The organism is Streptomyces sp. NPDC002573 (assembly GCF_042889625.1).
Taxonomy (GTDB): Bacteria; Actinomycetota; Actinomycetes; order Streptomycetales; family Streptomycetaceae; genus Streptomyces; species Streptomyces gibsoniae.
Genome location: NZ_JBIARC010000009.1, coordinates 110456 through 131116 on the forward strand (window position 1 = coordinate 110456; position 20661 = coordinate 131116).

Sequence of the window (20661 nt, forward strand, 5' to 3'; positions counted from 1 at the left end):
TTCAACGACGCGCCGGATGCGGGCACCGTGGTGATGGTCACAGCCGCCGAACCGCCCGCGCACGGTCCGGCGGGAGCCCGCCGGAGGGGCGGGCCCGCCGTCGGCGCGCGCCTACGCGCCCGTCGCCGACTCTCCCGCCGCCTTGACGGCGTCCCGCACCGCTCCGGCGACGGCGCCCGCCACCTTGTCGTTGAACACGCTCGGAATGATGTAGTTCGGGTTCAGCTCGTCCTCGGTGACCACGTCCGCGAGGGCGGTCGCGGCGGCCAGCATCATGTCCGTGGTGACCGTGCGGGACTGCGCGTCCAGCAGGCCGCGGAAGACGCCGGGGAACACCAGGACGTTGTTGATCTGGTTGGGGAAGTCGGAGCGGCCCGTGGCCACAACTGCCGCCGTCTGACGGGCGATTGCGGGCTCGACCTCGGGGTCGGGGTTCGCGAGCGCGAACACGATGGCACCGTCGGCCATGGCCGCCACGTCCTCGCCGTCGAGGACGTTCGGCGCGGAGACGCCGATGAAGACGTCGGCGCCGTGGACGGCTTCCTTGAGGGTGCCGGTGAGGCCCTCGTGGTTGGTGTTGTCGGCGATCCAGCGCAGCGGCGAGTCCGGGGCGGCGCCCACCAGGTCCTCGCGGCCCGCGTGCACCACACCGTGGATGTCGGCGACGACGGCGCTCTTCACGCCCGCCGCCAGCAGCAGCTTGAGGATGGCCGTACCGGCCGCGCCGGCGCCCGACATCACGACGCGCACCTGCTCAATCGCCTTGCCCACCACGCGAAGTGCGTTGGTCAGCGCGGCGAGCACGACGATCGCGGTGCCGTGCTGGTCGTCGTGGAAGACGGGGATGTCGAGGGCCTCGCGCAGCCGGGCCTCGATCTCGAAGCAGCGGGGCGCGGAGATGTCCTCCAGGTTGATGCCCGCGAAGCCGGGGGCGATCGCCTTGACGATCTCCACGATCGCGTCGGTGTCCTGGGTGTCGAGGCAGATCGGCCAGGCGTCGATGCCCGCGAACCGCTTGAAGAGCGCCGCCTTGCCCTCCATGACGGGCAGCGCGGCCTTGGGACCGATGTTGCCGAGGCCCAGCACGGCCGACCCGTCCGTCACGACCGCAACGGAGTTTCGCTTGATGGTCAGACGGCGGGCGTCCTCGGGGTTCTCCGCGATCGCCATGCACACGCGGGCCACACCCGGCGTGTAGATCATGGAGAGGTCGTCACGGTTGCGGATGGGGTGCTTCGACGCCATCTCGATCTTGCCGCCGAGGTGCATGAGGAACGTACGGTCGGAGACCTTGCCGAGGGTCACGCCCTCGATGCCGCGCAGCTGCCCGACGATCTCCTCGGCGTGGGAGGTCGAGGAGGCGGCGATCGTCACGTCGATACGGAGCTTCTCGTGGCCGGACGCGGTGACGTCGAGGCCGGTGACCGAGCCTCCGGAGGACTCCACGGCGGTGGTGAGCTGCGAGACTGCGGTTCCGCTCGCGGGCACCTCCAGCCGGATCGTCATCGAGTAGGAGACGCTGGGCGCCGTTGCCATGGCCGACTTCCTTCTGCTTTCACCGTGTCGCTGAGCTGTGCCGTCCGATCGTCGCACCTACCCCTGAGTACGTGGTAGTCGCCCTGGATTGCGTACGTTTTGTTCCCACTAAGGGACTGAACCCGGAAGAATCTTTCCGCGATACGGAAGGCGATGGGGACTCCACGGGCAAGGAAAGAGGCCCGCGTCACGTCGTGACGCGGGCCTCCCCTGCGTTCAATGACACCGACCCGCCATGCTCGCCTCGCGGCAAGTGGTCGCTCGAAGCGACTAAGGTTGGGCCCGGGGGCTTGGATCGGGCCGGTGCCACACCAAGGCTAACAAACAGATCCCGCAAGGCCATTCCCGTACGGGGAGTTCATCTTCCGTACGAGTGGGCCGCGCTCCCGGACGGCGCAGGCGCGGCCCCCGTACGGCTCAGGCTCCGCGCCCGTACGGCTCAGTCACGGAGCAGGTCGGGCACCCCGGCCGCGTCAGGCTCGTCCCGCTCGCCCGAGACCACCGTCAGCTGCTGGGTCGCCCGGGTCAGCGCCACATACAGCACCCGCAGGCCCGCGGGGCTCTCGTCGGCGATCTCCGCGGGCGTGACGACGACCGTCGCGTCGTACTCCAGACCCTTGGCCTCCAGGCTGCCCAGCGCCACCACGCGGTCGCCGAGCCCGTCCAGCCAGCGGGCCGCCTCCTCGCGCCGGTTCATGGCGACGACCACGCCGACCGTGCCGTCGACGAGGCCGAGCAGGCGCGCCGCCTCCGCGCGGACGGTCGCCGCCAGGGAGTCGCGGACGACGGCGAAGCGCGGCTCGACACCCGTGGAGCGGACCGCCGAGGGCGCCTGGGAGCCCGGCATCGCCAGCGCGAGCACCTTGGACGCCAGATCGGCGATCTCCGCCGGGTTGCGGTAGTTGACCGTGAGCGTGAAGCGGCGGCGGGGCCGGGTGCCCAGGGCCTCGTCCCGGGCCTCGGCCGCCTCGTCCGGGTCGGACCAGGACGACTGGGCCGGGTCGCCGACCACGGTCCAGGTGGCGTGCCGGCCGCGCCGCCCGACCATCCGCCACTGCATCGGCGTCAGGTCCTGCGCCTCGTCGACGATCACGTGCGCGTACTCGACCCGCTCCCGGGCAAGCCGCTCGGCACGCTCCCGCTGGGTCTCCTCACGGACCGGCATCAGCTCCTCCAGCCCGGTGAGCTGGTCGAGCGGGTCCAGCTCGCGCCTCTTCTTCGGGCGGGCCGGCAGACCGAGGATGGCCTCCAGCTCGTCCAGCATCGCCACGTCGTGCACGGACAGCCCGTCCCGTCTCAGGGAGCGCGCGACCCTGCGCACCTCGCCGGGGTTGAGGATGCGCCGGGCCCAGCGGCCCAGCTTCCTCTCGTCTGCCATCGCGTCCAGCACGGCCCGGGGGGTCAGCTCGGGCCACCAGGCGTCCAGGAACTCCAGGAAGGAGTCCTCGTCGGAGACGTCCTCGTCGAAGGAGGAGCGCAGCTCGGCGGCCAGTTCGGGGTCGGCGTGCCGGGTCGCGGCGCCGGACTGTGCGTACAGGGCGTCCAGCAGCAGCTTGCGGGCGCGCGGCCGGAGCAGGTTCACCGGGGCGGTGCCGCTGAGGGCGTTGCGCCGGATCCGCTCCAGCTCCTCGGCCTCCAGTTCGAGGCGGCGCCCGAAGGCGACGACGCGCAGCCGGGCCGGTGCGCCGTTGCGCTCCAGGGCCCCGCGGGCGGCCTTCCTGAGCACCTTGAGCATGCGGTACGAGCCCTTGGCGCGGGCCAGGGACGGGGAGTCGTACAGCGTCGCCTCCACGCCGTCGACCAGGGAGCCGATGGCGCGGATGGCGACCTGGCCCTCCTCGCCGAGCGAGGGCAGCACGCCCTCGGTGTACGCGACCAGCAGCGGGGTGGGCGAGACGATCAGAATGCCGCCCGCGTACCGGCGCCGGTCCTGGTAGAGCAGGTACGCGGCCCGGTGCAGGGCAACGGCCGTCTTGCCGGTGCCGGGGCCGCCCTCGACGTAGGTCACGGAGGCGGCGGGGGCGCGGATCACGAGGTCCTGCTCGGCCTGGATGGACGCCACGATGTCCCGCATGGTGTGGGTGCGGGCCTGGCCGAGGGCCGCCATCAGGGCGCCGTCGCCGATCACCGGCAGCTCGTGGCCGTCGAGGGTCACCTTCAGCTCGGGGCGCATCAGGTCGTCCTCGACACCGAGCACCCGGCGGCCCTTGGAGCGGATGACCCGGCGGCGCACGACCCGCCCGGGGTCGACCGGGGTGGACCGGTAGAAGGGGGCGGCGGCCGGTGCCCGCCAGTCGATGACCAGGGGCGCGTACTCCTCGTCGAGGACGCCGAGACGGCCGATGTACAGGGTCTCGGCGATGTCGGCGGTGTTGTCGGGGCGCACCGCGCCCTCGGCGGGCTCGACGGCCGTGTACGCGCCGTCCGGTCCCTTCTTGCCGTCCTTGCCGAGCAGCAGGTCGATCCGGCCGAAGAGGAAGTCCTCGAACTCGTTGTTGAGCCGGTTGAGGTGGATGCCCGCCCGGAACACCTGGGCGTCCCGCTCGGCCAGCGCGCCGGGCGTGCCGACGTGGCCGCGCTGAGCGGCGTCGTTCATCAGGAACTCCGCCTCGTGGATCTTCTCCTCGAGACGCCGGTACACCCGGTCCAGGTGTTCCTGTTCGGCGTTGATCTCCTGGTCGCGGACCGAGTCGTGCGCGGACTTGCCGGCCGGACCGAGCGCCGTTTCCTGTTGAACCTGAGCGGCCACCGGGCCCCCTTCTGACGTGCTGGGCAGCCGTCCACCGTACGCGAAAGGGGCCCGCAGAGGCTACGGACCTGCTGCGGACCCCTTGCGCACGTCGGCCCGCGGCGTGCTCGACCGTACGCCGCGGGAGATGCTCAGGCAGATGCGCGAACGCCTACGCGTTCACCTCCACCAGCCGCTTTCCGTCGAACGTCATGACCTCGAAGTGGTCGATCTGGTTCGGCGTGAAGGCGGCACCACCGTGCACGTACAGCGGCTTCATAGCCTCCTGGGACTTGGCGTTCATGATGCCGTAGCCCCGCTCGGGGACGGACCAGGACGTGACCGTCTCGCGCTCGCCGTTCTTGCCGACCGCGATCAGGGAGCACTTGAGCGGACCCGTGACGTTCTTCAGCTGAAGCACGGCGTGGGTGCCCCAGTCCCTGGGCTCCAGCGCGACCACGGCGTTGACCTTGGTGCTGGGGTCGGTCGCCGCGTGCTTGTCCTTCATGACCTGGAAGGCCTGCTGGGCGGGGCCCATGGCCATCGGGTCCTGGGCGGTGCCGCTGTCTCCGCCGTTCACCGCCATCACGGTGAGCGGGCCGCCGATGATCAGCGCGGCCGCGGCCGCCACGAGGTAGAAACCGCGGCGGCGCTTCTGGGCGCGCCGCTCGGACACCTCGTCGACCAGCCGCTCCACCAGCCGTGGACTGGGCTTCGCGGACAGGGACTCCCCGATGGCGGGGCTGCCCTGACTGCCGGGCAGGTCCGCGAGTGCGGCCAGCATCGGCTCCATGCCCGCGAGCTCGTCCAGCTGCTGGGCGCACCAGTCGCAGGTGGCGAGATGGGCCTCGAAGGCCGTCGCCTCGGCGTCGTCCAGTATCCCGAGGGCGTAGGCACCTACGGTCTCGTGGATGTCGCCCTCTCCCTGTGGACCTTGGGGACCTCTTACGGCCCCTGGGCCGCCGGTGCCGAACCCCCCGTACAGGTTGCTCATGCCGTCACCCCCCGCTCCTCCAGTGCCAGCTTCATGGAACGCAGGGCGTAGAAGACCCTGGAGCGCACCGTTCCACTGGGGATGCCGAGCGTTTCGGCCGCCTCATTGACCGTACGCCCTTTGAAGTACGTTTCGACCAGGACCTCCCTGTGTGCCGGGGTCAGGTCGTCCAGCGCGTCCGACAGTGTCATCAGCCACAACGCCTTGTCGATCTCGTCCTCCGCGGGGATGACCTCCAGCGGCGACGGGTCGACCTCCTGCGGCCGGGCCTGCCGGCTGCGGTGTCCGTCGATGACGATGCGCCGGGCGACCGTCACCAGCCAGGGGCGTACCGAACCGGTCGCTCGATTGAGCTGGCCGGCGTTCTTCCAGGCACGGATGAGTGTCTCCTGCACGACGTCCTCGGCTCGCTGCCGGTCGCCCGCGACCAGCCGGAGCACATAGGCGAGCAGGGGTCCTGCGTGTTCCCTGTACAGGGCGCGCATCAACTCCTCGTCCGGCTCGGTCGAGGAAGACGCCGAGGACGAGGTCATGCGATGTCGGGCCCTTGGCCTTCGTTCATCAGCCACGGCGGAATCCTTGCGCACGCCTACCTCCGGTGTCCGGGGGTTCCCCCAGTCGGTCGCTCATATCCGGGTACGCAGACAGAGGCCTCCGTGTTCAAAGTGACAGGGAAAATTTCTTGGACGAGGTGTGAGGAGCCCTGTTTGCGGGCACCCATTTCTCCCCCAACTGGACATACGGTCGCCACGCCCAGGAGACCCAGGTCACAGCACGCGGAAGCTTCACTCCCGAGTAACGTCCGCCCACCCTGTGAAAATTTGGCTTGACTTTGATGGAGGAATTGTCGAGGTCGGCCGTTTCAACGGTCACTTTCAGCCACTGTTTGCGGTGAGTCGCCCGTTTTCCACGAGTTCTGCGAATCCCCCCATTTACCGCCGAGAACCCGCTTTCGGCCCGCGCTTCTCGACCGTGCCGCTATGCCCGCTACGCCCGCGCGAGAGCGGCCCGGCGGCGATGGCGGGCCACCCGCTCGCGGTTGCCGCAGACCTCACTGGAGCACCAACGGCGGCGCCGGCCACGGGAGGTGTCCAGGTAGACGATGGGGCAGTTGTCCCCCTCGCACTGCCGCAGGCTCGCCCGGGCCCCGGGATCCGTCAGCAGCTCGATCGCCTCCCGGGCCACCACGGCGAGCAGTTCCTCGGGACCCGGCAGCGCGCGCAGCCGCCGCACCAGCACGCCGCCCTCCGCGCGGACCGCGCACAGCACGGGCGGCGCCTGCCGCGCCACGGCGTTCACCCGCGCCAACGCCCCTTCCGCGGGCTGCCCGTCCAGTTCCCCGCGCACCAACACACCGAGGTGGAGCCGCAGTTCCCGGAAGTCCCTCAGCCATCCCCCGTCCACCCCCACGAGCGGGGTGCCCACGGGCACCAGCCCGGCACCGGCGATCCAGGCCCGCAACCTCTCGACCGAGTCGAGCCGTTCCTCGGGATGCGTGGTCGTCAGCAGATCCAGACAGATCCGCCCGGAGTCGAACCGCAGCTCGTACGGGGCCGTGGCCGTGCCGGATGCCATGTGCCTGTCACCGCCTTGGAGCCGCCGCCGCGAGCGACGGCCGGTGAGGTCCGCCAGGGGGCGCGTCCGCGCGGGAGCGCCCAGGGTTCGTACCCTCGTTCGTACCCCCAACAGTGCCCGCCCGCACCTGCCCCGGGAAGGCTCCTGGCGTCGATGCGGCTCAGGTCCGGGTGAACGGTTCGGCCGGTGACGCCGCCGGGAAGCCGGCGCTCTGCGGTGCCGTGATGCGCTGGATCACACAGAACCGTGCGGTCGGGCCCGGGCGGGCCCTTCCTCCTCGGACTCGCTCACGGTTCGGCGTACTTGGAGTCCGCCGCCGGGTCCAGCGCCAGGCGGTAGCCGCGTTTGACCACTGTCTGGATCAGCTTCGGGGAGCCCAGGGCCGTGCGCAGCCGGGCCATCGCCGTCTCCACCGCGTGCTCGTCGCTTCCGGAACCCGGCAGGGCCCGGAGCAGGTCGGGCCGGGAGACCACCCAGCCGGGGCGCCGGGACAGCGCGCGCAACAAGGCCATCCCGGCGGGGGGTACGGGCCGCAGCGATCCGTCCACCAGCACGGCGTGGCCGCGGATCTCCATCTGGTGACCGGCGACGGGCAACGTACGGGAGTGGGCGGGCAGTTCACGGCACAGCAGTTGGACGAGCGGGCCGAGCCGGAAGCGTTCGGGCTGGACCGTGTCCACGCCGTGGGCCTGGAGCGGCAGCCCGGTGACGGGTCCGACGCAGGCGGGCAGCACATCGTGGTGGAGCGCGGCCAGCAGCCCGGGCAGCAGCCCCCGTTCCTCGGCGCGGGAGAGCACGGACGCGGCGGCGGGCGCGCTGGTGAAGGTGAGGGCGTCCAGGCCGCGGGCGACGGCCGCGTCCAGCAGCCGGTCCAGCGGCGCGATGTCCTCCGGCGGCATCCACCGGTACACGGGCACCCCGACGACGTCGGCGCCCCCGGCGCGCAGCGCCTCCACGAAGCCGGGCAGCGGCTCGCCGTGCAGCTGGACGGCGACCCGGCGGCCCTCGACGCCCTCCTCCAGAAGCCGGTCGAGCACCTCGGCCAGGGACTCGGAGGTGGGCGACCACTCCTCGGTCAGCCCGGCCGCCCTGATCGCGCCCTTCACCTTGGGGCCGCGCGCGAGCAGCCGCACCCCGCGCAGCCCGCTCACCAGCGCCTCGCCGAGCCCCCAGCCGTCGGCGGCCTCGATCCAGCCACGGAAGCCGATCGCGGTGGTGGCCACCACGAGGTCCGGCGGCCGGCCGATCAACTCCTTGGTGGTCGAAAGCAGTTCACCGTCGTCGGAGAGCGGCACGATCCGCAGGGCGGGTCCGTACAACACGTTCGCGCCGCGTCGCTGGAGCAGAGCGCCCAGCTCGTCGGCCCGCCGCGCGGCCGTCACACCCACGGTGAAACCCGCGAGCGGGCCGTGTTCTGGTCGCTGCTGTTCGTCGTACATCGCTCTCGTCCCGCACTAAAGTCGGCATACCGGTCGTACGCGCCGTACCTCTGTGCCGGTCGAGCCTGTCAACGGCGCATGACAGGCTCGGTTCGGCTTCATGTCACCGGTGTTACGTCACACCTCCGCATAGCCGAGCCGGTGCTTCGCCTCCGACGCGGCGGCTTCGGCGCTGGTCCGGCCGGCCGGGCGGCGGAGGTATACGGCCCAGGTGACCACGAACGCCACGCCGTAGAAGGCGAGGAAGGCGACGCAGGCGCCCGTGCCGGAGCCGTAGGAGAGGAAGGACTGCCGGAAGGCGAGGTTGATGCCGACGCCGCCGAGCGCGCCCACCGCGCCGATGAGCCCCATGGCGGCCCCGGACAGCCGACGCCCGTACACCGCGGCCTCCTCGCCGCTCAGCCCCTTCGTGAGGGCCTTGGCCTGGAAGATCCCCGGGATCATCTTGTACGTCGACCCGTTGCCGAGCCCGCTGAGCACGAACAGCACCACGAACGCGGTCACGAACAGCGGCAGCGACTTCTGCGTCCCGGCGACGACCAGGACCGCGGTCGCGCCGGCCATGGCGACGAAGTTCCACAGGGTGATCCTCGCACCGCCGTAGCGGTCGGCCAGCCATCCGCCGACGGGACGGATGAGGGAGCCGAGGAGCGGGCCGACGAAGGTGAGGTACGCCGCCTGGAGCGGGGTCCGCCCGAACTGGCTCTGCAGCACCTGCCCGAAGGCGAAGCTGTAGCCGATGAAGGAGCCGAAGGTGCCGACGTAGAGGAAGGCCATGATCCAGGTGTGGGCCTCCTTGGCGGCGTCCTTCGCGGCGCCGGTGTCGTTCCTGACGGACGCGATGTTGTCCATGAAGAGCGCGGCGAGGACGGCGGCGACGACGATGAGCGGGATGTAGAGGGCGAGCAGCACCCGGGGCCCGCCGTGCGCCCCGATGACGGCGAGGGTCACGAGCTGGATGACGGGCACGCCGATGTTGCCACCGCCGGCGTTGATCCCGAGGGCCCAGCCCTTCCTCCGTAGCGGGAAGAAGGCGTTGATGTTGGTCATGGAGGAGGCGAAGTTGCCGCCGCCGATCCCGGCGAGCAGTCCCACCCACAGGAAGGTGGAGAAGGACGTGCCCGGTTTCATGACCACGAACGCGGCGATCGTCGGGACGAGCAGGGAACAGGCCGAGACGATCGTCCAGTTCCGCCCGCCGAAGAGGGCCACGGCGAAGGTGTAGGGCACCCGGACGACCGCCCCGACGAGCGTGACCACCGAGGTGAGCAGGAACTTGTCGGCGGGGGTGAGGCCGTACTCGGGGCCCATGAACAGGACGAGCACGGACCACAGGGTCCACACCGAGAACCCGATGTGCTCGGAGAGGACGGAGAAGGCGAGGTTGCGCCGGGCCACTCGCCGGCCGGTCGTCCGCCAGAAGGTCTCGTCCTCCGGATCCCAGTGCTCGATCCAGCGGCCTCCCCTGCTCGGGGTGGGGGCTGTGCTCGGGGCTGTCATGACGCCTCCACGGTTCTCCGGTGCCCGGGTGTCGTGCGTCCTGAAGGTAGGAAGACAGCGTTTCCGCACTGTGCCCGAGAGTGACCGCGAGGGAACGTTGCTCTCACGGGACGGGGAACGGCGCGGTGAGGGGCCTGCCGCGCGCCGTCACCGCCGGGCACGCCGGGCGAACTATGGCGCGCCCGGGGCGCACTACCTCGCGGCCCGCCCCGGTCGGGTCTCCATGACCTCCGCGTCGGCGGCGGGGAGCCAGGCCCCGGGGAGCCGCCGCAGCCACCCCTCGGCGGCACCGGCCTCGGCCGCCGCCCGGCGCAGCGCGTCGATCCCGGGGTGGACCGTGTCCTTGCGCCACACCAGCGACACGGGGGACAGCGGCACCGGGTCGACCAGCGGTCGCAGGACCGTGCGCGGCATGGGCGGAAAGTCCGTCACCGCCAGGATCGGGTGCCCCCGCTTCGCCATGATCCGCTGGAACTCGTCCTTCCCGACGGCCAGCGGGGCGGGCGGTGCGATGTCGATGCCCCGGTCCTCGAACAGGCGGCGCGCGAGGTCGGTCCACTCCGGTGTCCGGGGGTTCCCGGCTCCCGCGTAGACGGTCTCCCCGGCCAGTGCGGACAGCGGGACCTCGGCCAGGGGGGCCAGCCGGTGGCCCTCGGGCAGGATGATCGCCATCCGCTCGTAGCGCACGGGCTGCTGTTCGAGCCGTGCCCGGACCGCCGGGTCCAGCCCGGCGAACCGCCCGAACGACGCGTCGAGGCGCCCGGCGAGGATCTCACCGGCGGCCCCCGTCAGGCCACTCTCGAAACGCGTCATCAGCTCGACGTCCGGGACCAGTTCACGGGCCCGGTCGAGGACCCGTACGCCGATCAGCCCCGGGCTGTTGACGTCCACCAGCAGGGGCCGGTCGGCCTCGCCGTCCCGCCCGAACGCGGCGAGCAGCGCGGTATGTGCCTCCAACACCCTGCGCGCGTACGGCAGCAGGCGGGTGCCGTCCGGGGTCAGGGACACCTGCCGGGTGGTGCGGACGAACAGCTCGGCGCCCAACTCCCGTTCCAGCCGCCGGATGTCGCGGCTGAGCGCCTGCTGGGCGACATACAGACGGGTCGCGGCGCGGGTGAAGTGCAGTTCCTCGGCGACGGCGAGAAAGGCGCGCAGCAGGCGAGGGTCGACGGTGGCAGCGGGCATCCGCAGAACCTACAACCCAGGTGCGTGAATGGCCACGGAGTAAGTGTTGGACCGCAGGTCAGGGGCCGGGCGACGGTGGTTGCATGCCTCAACCGTCGCCCACCCTCGCCGCCCGGCCCGGCAACCCCTACCGCCGTCTGTTCACCGTGCCCGGCGCGCGCGCCTTCACGATCGGGAACCTCATAGCCCGGCTTCCCATCGGTATGTTCAGCGTCAGCACGGTCATCATGATCGCGGGTGCCCGGGGCTCGTACGCCCTCGCCGGCGCCGTCACCGCGACCGGCCTCGCGGCGACGGCCGTGGCCGGCCCCTGGGTGGCGCGGCTGATCGACCGCCACGGCCAGGCGCGGATCGCGGTGCCCGCGACCGCGTTCGCCCTGCTCGGCGGTCTGGCCCTGCTGCTCTGCCTGCACTACGACGCCCCGGGCTGGGCCCTGTGCGCCGCCTACTCCGCCACCGCCACGACCCCCAATATCGGCGGTCTGTCGCGCGCCCGCTGGGCCCACCTCCTCCGTGACGACCCGGACGCCCTGCACACCGCGAACTCCTTCGAACAAGCGGCGGACGAGCTGTGCTTCATGCTCGGTCCGGTGCTCGCCGTCCTCCTGTGCACCCGGCTCTTCCCGGAGGCCGGGACCCTGATCGGCGGGATCCTGCTGCTCACGGGCATGCTGGTGTTCACGGCACAGCGCGCCACGGAACCGCCCCCGAGCCGGGGTGCCCGCACCGCGGCCCCGTTCCGCGCGCCCGGGATGCCCCCGCTGCTCCTCGGTCTGCTCGCCACCGGAGTGGTGTTCGGCTCGATGGAGGTGGTGACCATCGCGTTCGCCGACGCGCACGGCCACAAGGCGGTCGCCGGACCGGTCCTGGCGCTCCAGGCCGCCGGATCGTGCGCGGCCGGTCTGCTCTACGGCACCCTGCGCCCCGCGGGCCCTCCCGAACGCCGCTATCTGTGGTGCCTGGCGCTGATGGCGGCCCTGATGTCCCTCCCCCTGCTCGCGGCCCGCACCAGCGGTTCCCTCGCCGCCCTGGCCCCTGCCCTGCTCCTCGCGGGCATGGCCACCGCGCCCACGATGGTCACGGCGATGACCCTGGTCCAACGCCGCACACCACCGGGCCGCCTGAACGAGGGCATGACCCTCGCGGTGATGGCCCTGCTGGGCGGCGTGGCCTGCGGCTCCGCTACGGGTGGCTGGGCGGTGGAACACCTCTCGCCGGCGACGGGCTTCACGGTGCCCAGCGCGGCGGCGATCGTGGCCCTGCTGATCGCGGCGGGTCACAGATACGCGGTGCGCACGCCATGAACGACCTGTCCGCCATCGCGTCACGCCGACTCGTCAGGGCTGAGGGCCTGCCGACGGCCTGGTTCGAGTCAAGGGCAGCTGCGCCGTAACCCTCGGTGGTGCACCTTGACGCGTATGGCTTGCCTTGCGCAGGCACCGCGGTGCACTTTAGAAAGCCCCCGCCACGGCGGGCTTCCGTGACAGGGGCTTACAGCTCGCCAGGAGCCTTGTCGGAGGCCCCCACTGTGTATAGGGGCCTCCGGCTACCTGGCGAACCACCAGAGCATCCACCTCCTCACACGCTTCGCCGGCTGCTCCGCCAAGATCCGGAGCAGCCGGTCGGCGAGAGTCGGTTTCGGCCTGGCATGACGGCCCACCGGCGCGCCTCCCTTTTCCATCGGGAGACGGCTTTCCTGATGCCCGCAACGGGCTCTACCCCAGCCCCCAACTCCGTCCGAGTCGGTACGCGGCGCACAGGTTCACGTCGAGGAGATAGGGACCGGCCGTCCCGCACTGTTCGGTTCCGGTGCCCGGGTCGACGGGCTGGCCGTGTCCCATGCCGGTGACGGAGTACGTCTCGACGACGGGGTTTCCCCCCGCGTCCTTGAAGACCTGGTGCGGATACCCGGCGACGGTGTCGCTGACGTCGGCGGTCTGGTCCGCGCCGTGCACATCGGTCCACTGCTTCATCAGGTCGGTCATGTCGACGGGGTTCACGGTGTAGTCGGCCGTGCCCTGGAAGACGGTCAGGGTCGGCCACGGGCCGCCGTACCCGGGCCGGGCCGCCCGCACCCGGTCGCCCCACTGCTCCGGGGTCTGGGCGGCGCCTACGTACATGCAGACGTACGGCGATCCGGCGGCCTGCGCGCACCCGTACGGCAGTCCGGCGACGACCCCGCCGGCCGCGAACTTCTCGGGATAGGCGGCCATCATCACGGCGGTCATGCCACCGCCGGCCGACAGCCCGGTGACATACACACGCGCCGAGTCGCCCGACACGTCGGCGAGCTGGCGGTCGACCATCTGCGCGATGCTGGCGGCCTCGCCCCGGCCGCGCTCGATGTCACCGCTCTGGAACCAGTCGAAGCAGTCGGAGAGGTTGTTGGCGGTCTGCTGCTGCGGCAGCACCACGGAGAAGTCCCAGCGGTCGGCGAGCTGGATCCATCCGCTGCCGGTGCCGTAACCCGCGGCGTCCTGGGTGCACCCGTGCAGCGCGACGACGACGGGGCGCCCGGCGGGGAGCCCGGCCGGGACGTACCGGAACATGCGCAGGGCTCCGGGGTTGGTCCCGAAACCGGTCACCTCCTGGAGGGAGGCGGCAGCGGCTCGGCCCGGGGTGAGGAAGGCGGCGAGGAGGGCGACCAGGAGTGTCGCGAGGACGGTGACGCGGCTTCGGGCCGCGACTCTGGTGTGTGTCATGCGGAGGCACGGTAGGACCGGCCTCCCGCCCCCGATATGGGGTGCCGGCCCACAACAAGGGCGTCGACCATGGGGGTCTATCGGGGGGTCTATGCAGCCGGACGGGGAAACGACAAAGGCCCCGCTGCTCGAAAGCAGCGAGGCCTTGCCTACATGGGGGTAAGTGGAGATGGCGGGAATCGAACCCGCGTCCAACGGTGCGGAATCAGGGCTTCTCCGTGTGCAGTTCGCTTCGCTTTTCTCGGCCCCGGAGATCACGCGAACAAGTCTCCGACGGGCTCAGTCACTGTTGGATTTCCCTCTTCACCCCGTGACCGGGATCAAGGTTTAGTCCCCTAGCTGATGCCAGGATCCGGGTCGGGAACAGCCCCGGGCTGACACTTCGCAAGTCGCTACTTAGGCAGCGAGGGCGAAGGAATCGCGCTTGGTGTTGGCGATTATTGTTTTCGGCCTGTGGTTTACGAGATCATGGCCGCTTCCTCGACACGCTTCCCCTGCTTCGACAGCCGCTGTCGAAACCGATCATCCCCATGTTGATTTTTCAATGCTCACACCGGCATGCGGTGCAGGCAGCATCGTACGTGACCAACGTGCCTCGGTGCCAGCGTATTCCCGGCGGTCATCCCGTCGTGGTACCTGGTTCAACGGTGCCGGGCGCCGGATTGTTCCGGTCCGGGCGGTTCAGGCCCGCTGCCGGCGCCGTACCGCCGACATCGCACGGTCGGCCTCGCGGCGGTCCTGCTTCTCGCGGAGCGTCTGCCGTTTGTCGTACTCCTTCTTACCCCTCGCCAGCGCGATCTCGATCTTGGCCCGGCCGTCCTTGAAGTACAGGGCGAGGGGCACGATCGTGTGACCCGTCTCCTGGGACTTGGACTCCAGCTTGTCGATCTCGACCCGGTGCAGCAGCAGCTTCCGCTTGCGGCGCGCGCTGTGGTTCGTCCAGGTGCCCTGGCTGTACTCCGGGACATGGACGTTGTGCAGCCACGCCTCGTGCGCGTCCAGCTGCACGAAGCCGTCGACCAGCGAGGCCCGCCCCTGGCGCAGCGACTTGACCTCGGTCCCGGTCAGGACGAGGCCGGCCTCGTACGTGTCGAGGATGTGGTAGTCGTGCCGCGCCTTCTTGTTCTGCGCGATCAGCTTGCGCCCTTTTTCCTTTGCCATAGTGCCGTCCATTTTCGCACTACAGGGGGGTGTGAAGGGAAGCCGATTACGGAGGGTGCCGAGCGTCGCTACGAAGCGTCGCCCAGGCCGCTGAGCACCGTCTCGGCCCGTTCGAGCACCTCGTCCCCGGCCTCCAGGTCCGGGGTGATGCCCCGGCCGTCGACCTTGTGGCCCGCAGGGGTGCGGTAGTGCCCGACCGTCAGCTCCGCCACGGAGCCGTCCGGCAGTCGGCTCGGCATCTGGATCGAGCCCTTGCCGAAGGTGCGGGTGCCCACGACGACCGCGCGACCGCGGTCCTGGAGGGCGCCGGTGAGCAGCTCGGCCGCGCTCATCGTGCCGCCGTCGACGAGCGCGACCAGGGGTCTGGTGGTGTCACCGCCCGGTTCGGCGTGCAGGGCCCGCTGGTCGCCGTGGACGTCGTACGTCGCCACGAGTCCGCCGTCGAGGAAGGCGGAGGCGGCGGTGACGGCCTCGGTGACCAGACCGCCGGAGTTGCCGCGCAGGTCGAGGACGATCCCGCCGCCCGCCGGGGCGTGGTCGACGGCGTTGCGCACGAGGTCGCCGGAGCCCTTGGTGAAGGACGCGATCCTGATCAGGGTGACGCCCCCGGCGAGCCGGCGCACGGTCACCGATTCGGTGGACAGCCGGGCGCGGCGCAGTTCCTCGCTCCACGTGCGCGTGCCGCGCTCCAGGCCGAGTCTGACCCGGGTGCCGGCGGCCGCGTCGTCGGTGCCGTCGGAGTCGCCGCGGAGTAAGGAGACGACCTCGGTGACGGGCCTGCCGTCGACGTCCTCGCCGTCGACGCTGCGCAGCCGGTCGCCGCCGCGGATCCCGGCGGCAGCCGCGGGCGAGCCGGGCTGTACGTCGGTCACCTCGATCCGGCCGTCGCGCTCGCGCCGGGCCGACAGTCCGACGCCCGTGTACTGGCCGTCGAGGGCCTCCTGGAACTCCTGGTACTCGCCCTGGGAGTAGACGGCGCTCCAGCGGTCGCCGCTGCGGCTGACGGCGCGCTCGGCGGCCTCCATGGGGGACTTGCCGTCGGCCATGGCCCGTTCGGCCGCCTCGGTGACGGCGTCGCTGTGCCCCGCGGGGATCGCGGCCTCGGCGTCGGGGGTCTTCCGGACGGTCTCGCCGAACGAGCCCGTCGCGGCGCCGGCCACGAGGACACTCGCGAAGACCAACGTCAGAGCCGCCCCGTGGCGAACGCGGCGGGGCTGACAGAACAGGTCACGGGCGGACATGCGGGTGAGTCTAGGACAACGCAAAGGGCCGCACGGACGGTTGCCCGTACGGCCCTGTTGGCGTGCGTCACACCTTCAGGTACTTGCGCAACGCGAAGAACGCAGCCAGCGCCGGCATCACAAGGCTGGTGGCGAGTATCAGGGGGAGCTTGGTCAGGACGGCGTCCCAGCCGATGAAGTTGATGAGATTCAGCTTGTGGGACAGGTCCAGGCCGTGGTCGATGATGAAGTAGCGCGCGACCAGGAGGAACCCGCACGCCAGCGTGCCGCCGATGAGCCCGGCGACCGCGGCCTCCATGATGAACGGCGCCTGGATGTAGAAACCGGAGGCGCCGACCAGGCGCATGATGCCGGTCTCACGACGACGGCTGAACGCGGAGACACGCACCGTGTTGACGATCAGCATCAGCGCGACGACCAGCATCATCGCCATCACCGCCCGGGCGGCCCAGTTCATGCCGTTCAGCAGGCCGAAGAGGTTGTCGAGGATGCCCTTCTGGTCCTGCACCGACTGCACGCCGTCGCGGCCGTTGAAGGCGCTCGCGATGACCTGGTACTGCTCGGGGTTCTTCAGCTTGATGCGGTACGACTCCTGCATCTGGTCCGGGGTCAGCGAACTGGCCAGCGGGGAGTCGCCGAACTGCTCCTTGTAGTGCTTGTAGGCCTCGTCCTGGGACTCGTAGGTCACCTTCTGGACCACGGTCGTCATCTTGTCGAGGTCGGTGAGGATCTGCTTCTTCTGCTCATCGGTGACCGCGCCCTTGGAGCAGTTGGGGTCGGACTCCGCGTCGCTCTTGTTGCACAGGAAGATCGAGACGTTGACCTTGTCGTACCAGTAGCCCTTCATCTGGGTCACCTGGTCGCTCATGAGGAGTGAGCCACCGAAGAGGGCCAGGGAGAGGGCGACCGAGACGATCACCGCGAAGGTCATCGTCAGATTGCGGCGGAGACCGACACCGATCTCCGACAGAACGAACTGGGCGCGCATGGCGTCTGCTCAAGCCTTTCCGTGGAACTCAGTGCTGGTAGCCGTAGACGCCGCGCGCCTGGTCGCGGACGAGACGGCCCTTCTCCAGCTCGATGACGCGCTTGCGCATCTGGTCCACGATGTTCTGGTCGTGGGTCGCCATCACCACGGTCGTGCCCGTCCGGTTGATCCGGTCGAGCAGCTTCATGATGCCGACGGAGGTCTGCGGGTCGAGGTTGCCGGTGGGCTCGTCGCAGATGAGCAGCTTGGGCCGGTTGACGAAGGCGCGCGCGATGGCCACGCGCTGCTGCTCACCACCGGACAGTTCGCCGGGCATCCGGTCCTCCTTGCCGCCGAGCCCGACGAGGTCGAGCACCTGGGGCACGGACTTGCGGATCTCGCCGCGCGACTTGCCGATCACCTCCTGCGCGAAGGCCACGTTCTCGGCGACCGTCTTGTTCGGCAGAAGGCGGAAGTCCTGGAACACCGTCCCCAGCTGGCGCCGGATCTGCGGCACCTTCCAGTTGGAGACGCGGGCGAGGTCCTTGCCCAGAACGTGCACCTGTCCGGTGCTGCACCGCTCCTCGCGGAGGATCAGCCGAAGGAAGGTGGACTTTCCGGAGCCGGAGGACCCCACGAGGAAGACGAACTCGCCCTTCTCCACCTCCAGGGAGACATCCCGGAGGGCAGGGTGGTTCTGCTTGGGGTAGACCTTGGAGACATTGTCGAATCGGATCACGGATGCACCACGGGCCGTTGGGGGTAGGTGAGCGTGACCATACGCGAACCCGGTGCGCGAGCGCAGTCGCCGGGAGGGGTTGCAGAAGAGTTGCGCGTTTTGTCCCTTCCGCTTGAGCGCCTTGCCGCCCCTGCCGCCGGAGGCTTGACCGGCGGACCCCGCGCAGCGACTCGCGGAACCTGGCACAGTGGAGGGGGAACGGTTGCGTTCCCGGAAACGTTGTGTACGTGAAAGCGGCACAAGGAGGGCGAGGCGCATGACGTACGACCGATTGGTGTGCGCGAACTGCGCGGCGCCCGTGAATGAGGGTCGCTGCCCCGTCTGCCGGGCGAGCCGTGAGCGGCTCCAGCAGGAAAGCCCCTGGTCGGGGCTGAATCCGGCGGCACTGATCGCGCTCCTGGCCGTGCTGATCGCGGCCGTGGCGCTGCTGGCGCACCAGACGGCGTAGCGCACGACGCGGCCCGGGACGGCCGCACGGCGCGCGGGCAGGCGCACAGGGTCGGCGCGCGCGGCACACCGGAGTGCGTCACGGGGTCGGGAGACAACGGTCACACCGGCGCGGACGCGCGTACACGGACGTACGACGTACGAGGAAGGGCCCGGGACGGATGACGTCCCGGGCCCTTCTCACGTGTTTCCCGCCGTTCTCACACTCTTGGAGGGAGTGGAGCGGGCAGGCGCCTCAGGAGCCGGGAGCCCGCGGATCGGGCATCCGTGGCTCGGATGCCCGCCGATCGGGGCCCCGGCCCCCTCATGGCGTCACGGTGTGCGTCAGGCGGCGGCCTGGCCGCGGCCGCTCATGAGGCGCGGCAGCACACGGAAGCCGATGCCGCCGGCGATCATCGTGGCGGCGCCGACGAGCAGGAACGCGGTCTGACCCGCACCCGTCTCGGCCAGCTGCTTGCCGCCGCCCTGGGCGGAGGTGTCGGACTTCGCGGAGTCGGCACCGGTGTCGGTCAGGCCGGAGGAACCCTTGCCCTGCTCGACCGGGCCGCTGCCGCCGTCGGGGTTGGTGTTGTCGCCGCCACCGTTCCCGTTGCCGTTCCCATTGCCGTTCCCGTTGCCGTGCGTCGGGTTGTCCGTCGGCTCGGTCGGGTTGTCAGTGGGCTGGGTCGGGTCGTCGGTCGGGGTGCTCGTGGTGGGCGTCCCGGGGTCGGTCGGCGTGCCCGGGTCGGTGGGCGTGCCCGGGTCCGTCGGCGTGCCCGGGTCGGTCGGGGTGCCCGGGTCCGTCGGGATCCCGGTGTCGGTGGGTGTCGGGTCGTCGCCGTCGACAGCGACGTTGACAGCCAGGCCGTCGCCGCCTGCGTTCACGCCGAAGCCGACACCGGCTGCCGAGGCGGCACCCGCTGCGGTCAACGACGCACCCGCGGCGATCACGGCGCCTGCGGCTATCCGCGCCAGGCGGATCCGCGTCTTCTTGGTCATCTCGCTGCTACCCCCAGTAGCTGATCGTCAATGGAGCAGCGCACGGGGCCACGGCGTCGGGGACGACTGTGCTGAGCCCCCCGGTTCACATGCGCCCCTTGAATACGCATGCCGCCCGTTACCCTTCCGACTTTTCAAAGCAACGTCAAGGTCGTTGCGCACGCGATGTCCAGTAAGACGTCTTTTGCGGGAGTGGTTGAGTTGTAAGTGTGATGCAAAACCCAGACATCGAGCGATAGAAAAGGCAACTGCCCCCTGCTCGGGGGCAGTTGCCTTGTCGACAAAGCGCCGCTTCCCGCAGCGGTGTCGCCGCGCGCCGCCGGGGCTACTTCTCCTGCTGCTTGCGCCAGCGAATACCGGCCTCGATGAACCCGTCGATCTCACCGTTGAACACGGCCTCGGGGTTGCCCATCTCGTAGTTGGTGCGCAGGTCCTTGACCATCTGGTACGGGTGCAGGACGTACGAACGCATCTGGTTGCCCCAGGAGTTGCCGCCGTCGCCCTTGAGGGCGTCCATCTTGGCCTGCTCCTCCTGCCGGCGCCGCTCGAGGAGCTTGGCCTGCAGGACGTTCATCGCGGAGGCGCGGTTCTGGATCTGGGACCGCTCGTTCTGGCAGGTGACCACGATGCCGGTGGGCAGATGGGTGATCCGCACGGCGGAGTCGGTCGTGTTGACGCCCTGGCCGCCGGGGCCGGAGGAGCGGAACACGTCGACCCGGAGGTCGGACTCGTCGATCTCTACGTGGTCGGACTGCTCGACGACCGGAAGGACCTCGACACCGGCGAAGGAGGTCTGCCGGCGGCCCTGGTTGTCGAAGGGGGAGATACGGACCAGCCGGTGGGTGCCCTGCTCGACGGAGAGGGTGCCGTAGGCGTACGGCGCCTGGACGGCGAGGGTCGTGGACTTGATCCCCGCCTCTTCCGCGTACGACGTCTCGTAGATCTCCGTCTTGTACCCGTGCCGCTCCGCCCAGCGCAGGTACATGCGCTGGAGCCGCTCGGCGAAGTCGGCGGCGTCGACGCCGCCGGCCTCGGCGCGGATGTTGACGAGCGCCTCCCGGGCGTCGTACTCACCGCTCAGGAGCGTCCGGACCTCCATCTCGTCCAGCGCCCTGCGGACGTCGGTGAGCTCGGCCTCGGCCTCGGCCCGGGCGTCCGCGTCGGCCTCGGCCTCGGCGAGCTCGAAGAGCACACCGAGGTCGTCGATCCGGCCGCGCAGGGCCTCGGCCTTCCGCACCTCGGCCTGGAGGTGGGAGAGCTTGCTGGTGATCTTCTGCGCCTCGTCCGGGTTGTCCCAGAGGGACGGCTCGGCCGCCTGCTCCTCGAGCACGGCGATGTCTGCCCTCATCTTTTCGAGGTCCAGAACGGCCTCGATCGACTCCATGGTCGAGGAGAGGGACTTGAGCTCTTCGGATACATCGACGACTGCCACGCATCCAGCGTAACGGCTCCGCCGAGAAGCCAGTGCC

Annotated in this window: 17 protein-coding genes and 1 other RNA gene; 2 read left to right on the top strand and 16 right to left on the bottom strand. The window is 70.5% G+C overall.

The features are described 5' to 3' along the window. Positions 1-111: 111 nt before the first annotated feature. The 8 genes from ACFYX0_RS11925 to ACFYX0_RS11960 all read right to left on the bottom strand — a co-directional run bounded on the left by ACFYX0_RS11925 (position 112) and on the right by ACFYX0_RS11960 (position 10957). Positions 112-1536: an NAD-dependent malic enzyme gene (locus tag ACFYX0_RS11925; protein ID WP_311692298.1), complete on the bottom strand. Its 1425-nt coding sequence runs from the start codon at positions 1534-1536 to the stop codon at positions 112-114. Between the two features lie 439 nt (positions 1537-1975). Further along, a complete protein-coding gene (locus ACFYX0_RS11930; RefSeq protein ID WP_388969436.1) occupies positions 1976-4285 on the bottom strand; it encodes a HelD family protein in 2310 nt (769 codons plus the stop codon). Positions 4286-4436: 151 nt separating this feature from the next. Further along, a complete protein-coding gene (locus tag ACFYX0_RS11935) occupies positions 4437-5258 on the bottom strand; it encodes a zf-HC2 domain-containing protein (protein ID WP_355904457.1) in 822 nt (273 codons plus the stop codon). After that, entirely contained in the window at positions 5255-5791 is a 537-nt protein-coding gene (locus ACFYX0_RS11940) for a sigma-70 family RNA polymerase sigma factor (RefSeq protein WP_234517176.1), read from the bottom strand. Before ACFYX0_RS11940 ends, ACFYX0_RS11935 begins: the two co-directional genes overlap by 4 nt. A 454-nt stretch (positions 5792-6245) precedes the next feature. Beyond that, a complete protein-coding gene (locus ACFYX0_RS11945) occupies positions 6246-6833 on the bottom strand; it encodes an ABATE domain-containing protein (protein WP_355904460.1) in 588 nt (195 codons plus the stop codon). Positions 6834-7120: 287 nt separating this feature from the next. Next, entirely contained in the window at positions 7121-8272 is a 1152-nt protein-coding gene (locus tag ACFYX0_RS11950; protein ID WP_388969438.1) for a uroporphyrinogen-III synthase, read from the bottom strand. Positions 8273-8389: 117 nt separating this feature from the next. Further along, a complete protein-coding gene (locus ACFYX0_RS11955) occupies positions 8390-9772 on the bottom strand; it encodes a nitrate/nitrite transporter (protein WP_388969440.1) in 1383 nt (460 codons plus the stop codon). Between the two features lie 192 nt (positions 9773-9964). Beyond that, positions 9965-10957: a LysR family transcriptional regulator gene (locus tag ACFYX0_RS11960; RefSeq protein ID WP_388969442.1), complete on the bottom strand. Its 993-nt coding sequence runs from the start codon at positions 10955-10957 to the stop codon at positions 9965-9967. Between the two features lie 83 nt (positions 10958-11040). Here ACFYX0_RS11960 and ACFYX0_RS11965 point away from each other — a divergent pair, with 83 nt between their 5' ends. After that, positions 11041-12261, top strand: a complete 1221-nt coding sequence (locus tag ACFYX0_RS11965) for an MFS transporter (RefSeq protein ID WP_388969444.1) — start codon at positions 11041-11043, stop codon at positions 12259-12261. A 411-nt stretch (positions 12262-12672) separates the two neighbouring features. Here ACFYX0_RS11965 and ACFYX0_RS11970 read toward each other — a convergent pair whose 3' ends face one another. The 6 genes from ACFYX0_RS11970 to ftsE form a co-directional block, all read right to left on the bottom strand. Continuing rightward, positions 12673-13659 (bottom strand): alpha/beta hydrolase family esterase, encoded by a 987-nt coding sequence (locus ACFYX0_RS11970; protein ID WP_388969446.1) that lies wholly within the window; start codon positions 13657-13659, stop codon positions 12673-12675. A gap of 161 nt (positions 13660-13820) precedes the next feature. Next, positions 13821-14189, bottom strand: a transfer-messenger RNA (tmRNA) gene (gene ssrA / locus ACFYX0_RS11975). A 151-nt stretch (positions 14190-14340) separates the two neighbouring features. Continuing rightward, positions 14341-14820 carry an SsrA-binding protein SmpB gene (gene smpB, locus ACFYX0_RS11980; RefSeq protein WP_311692279.1) on the bottom strand — a complete coding sequence of 160 codons (480 nt, stop codon included), beginning with the start codon at positions 14818-14820 and terminating at the stop codon, positions 14341-14343. A gap of 68 nt (positions 14821-14888) precedes the next feature. Then, positions 14889-16061: a S41 family peptidase gene (locus ACFYX0_RS11985; protein ID WP_388969448.1), complete on the bottom strand. Its 1173-nt coding sequence runs from the start codon at positions 16059-16061 to the stop codon at positions 14889-14891. Between the two features lie 67 nt (positions 16062-16128). Continuing rightward, a complete protein-coding gene (ftsX, locus tag ACFYX0_RS11990; protein ID WP_388969450.1) occupies positions 16129-17049 on the bottom strand; it encodes a permease-like cell division protein FtsX in 921 nt (306 codons plus the stop codon). Between the two features lie 28 nt (positions 17050-17077). Continuing rightward, positions 17078-17767 carry a cell division ATP-binding protein FtsE gene (gene ftsE / locus ACFYX0_RS11995; RefSeq protein ID WP_311692274.1) on the bottom strand — a complete coding sequence of 230 codons (690 nt, stop codon included), beginning with the start codon at positions 17765-17767 and terminating at the stop codon, positions 17078-17080. Positions 17768-18023: 256 nt separating this feature from the next. Here ftsE and ACFYX0_RS12000 point away from each other — a divergent pair, with 256 nt between their 5' ends. After that, positions 18024-18215: a hypothetical protein gene (locus ACFYX0_RS12000; RefSeq protein WP_355904482.1), complete on the top strand. Its 192-nt coding sequence runs from the start codon at positions 18024-18026 to the stop codon at positions 18213-18215. 323 nt (positions 18216-18538) lie between these two features. On the opposite strand, the gene ACFYX0_RS12005 is transcribed toward ACFYX0_RS12000, so the two are convergent. Continuing rightward, positions 18539-19192 carry a hypothetical protein gene (locus ACFYX0_RS12005; protein ID WP_388969452.1) on the bottom strand — a complete coding sequence of 218 codons (654 nt, stop codon included), beginning with the start codon at positions 19190-19192 and terminating at the stop codon, positions 18539-18541. 325 nt (positions 19193-19517) lie between these two features. Then, a complete protein-coding gene (gene prfB / locus ACFYX0_RS12010) occupies positions 19518-20624 on the bottom strand; it encodes a peptide chain release factor 2 (RefSeq protein WP_355904487.1) in 1107 nt (368 codons plus the stop codon). Positions 20625-20661 lie beyond the last annotated feature (37 nt).

What these genes read in the sequence shown, in the direction of transcription:
- ACFYX0_RS11925 (WP_311692298.1), bottom strand. Translation starts at nt 1,536, where the DNA reads ATGGCAACGGCGCCCAGCGTCTCCTACTCGATGACGATCCGGCTGGAG.
- ACFYX0_RS11935 (WP_355904457.1), bottom strand. Translation starts at nt 5,258, where the DNA reads ATGAGCAACCTGTACGGGGGGTTCGGCACCGGCGGCCCAGGGGCCGTA.
- ACFYX0_RS11940 (WP_234517176.1), bottom strand. Translation starts at nt 5,791, where the DNA reads ATGACCTCGTCCTCGGCGTCTTCCTCGACCGAGCCGGACGAGGAGTTG.
- ACFYX0_RS11945 (WP_355904460.1), bottom strand. Translation starts at nt 6,833, where the DNA reads ATGGCATCCGGCACGGCCACGGCCCCGTACGAGCTGCGGTTCGACTCC.
- ACFYX0_RS11950 (WP_388969438.1), bottom strand. Translation starts at nt 8,272, where the DNA reads ATGTACGACGAACAGCAGCGACCAGAACACGGCCCGCTCGCGGGTTTC.
- ACFYX0_RS11955 (WP_388969440.1), bottom strand. Translation starts at nt 9,772, where the DNA reads ATGACAGCCCCGAGCACAGCCCCCACCCCGAGCAGGGGAGGCCGCTGG.
- ACFYX0_RS11960 (WP_388969442.1), bottom strand. Translation starts at nt 10,957, where the DNA reads ATGCCCGCTGCCACCGTCGACCCTCGCCTGCTGCGCGCCTTTCTCGCC.
- ACFYX0_RS11965 (WP_388969444.1), top strand. Translation starts at nt 11,041, where the DNA reads ATGCCTCAACCGTCGCCCACCCTCGCCGCCCGGCCCGGCAACCCCTAC.
- ACFYX0_RS11970 (WP_388969446.1), bottom strand. Translation starts at nt 13,659, where the DNA reads ATGACACACACCAGAGTCGCGGCCCGAAGCCGCGTCACCGTCCTCGCG.
- smpB (WP_311692279.1), bottom strand. Translation starts at nt 14,820, where the DNA reads ATGGCAAAGGAAAAAGGGCGCAAGCTGATCGCGCAGAACAAGAAGGCG.
- ACFYX0_RS11985 (WP_388969448.1), bottom strand. Translation starts at nt 16,061, where the DNA reads ATGTCCGCCCGTGACCTGTTCTGTCAGCCCCGCCGCGTTCGCCACGGG.
- ftsX (WP_388969450.1), bottom strand. Translation starts at nt 17,049, where the DNA reads ATGCGCGCCCAGTTCGTTCTGTCGGAGATCGGTGTCGGTCTCCGCCGC.
- ACFYX0_RS12000 (WP_355904482.1), top strand. Translation starts at nt 18,024, where the DNA reads ATGACGTACGACCGATTGGTGTGCGCGAACTGCGCGGCGCCCGTGAAT.
- ACFYX0_RS12005 (WP_388969452.1), bottom strand. Translation starts at nt 19,192, where the DNA reads ATGACCAAGAAGACGCGGATCCGCCTGGCGCGGATAGCCGCAGGCGCC.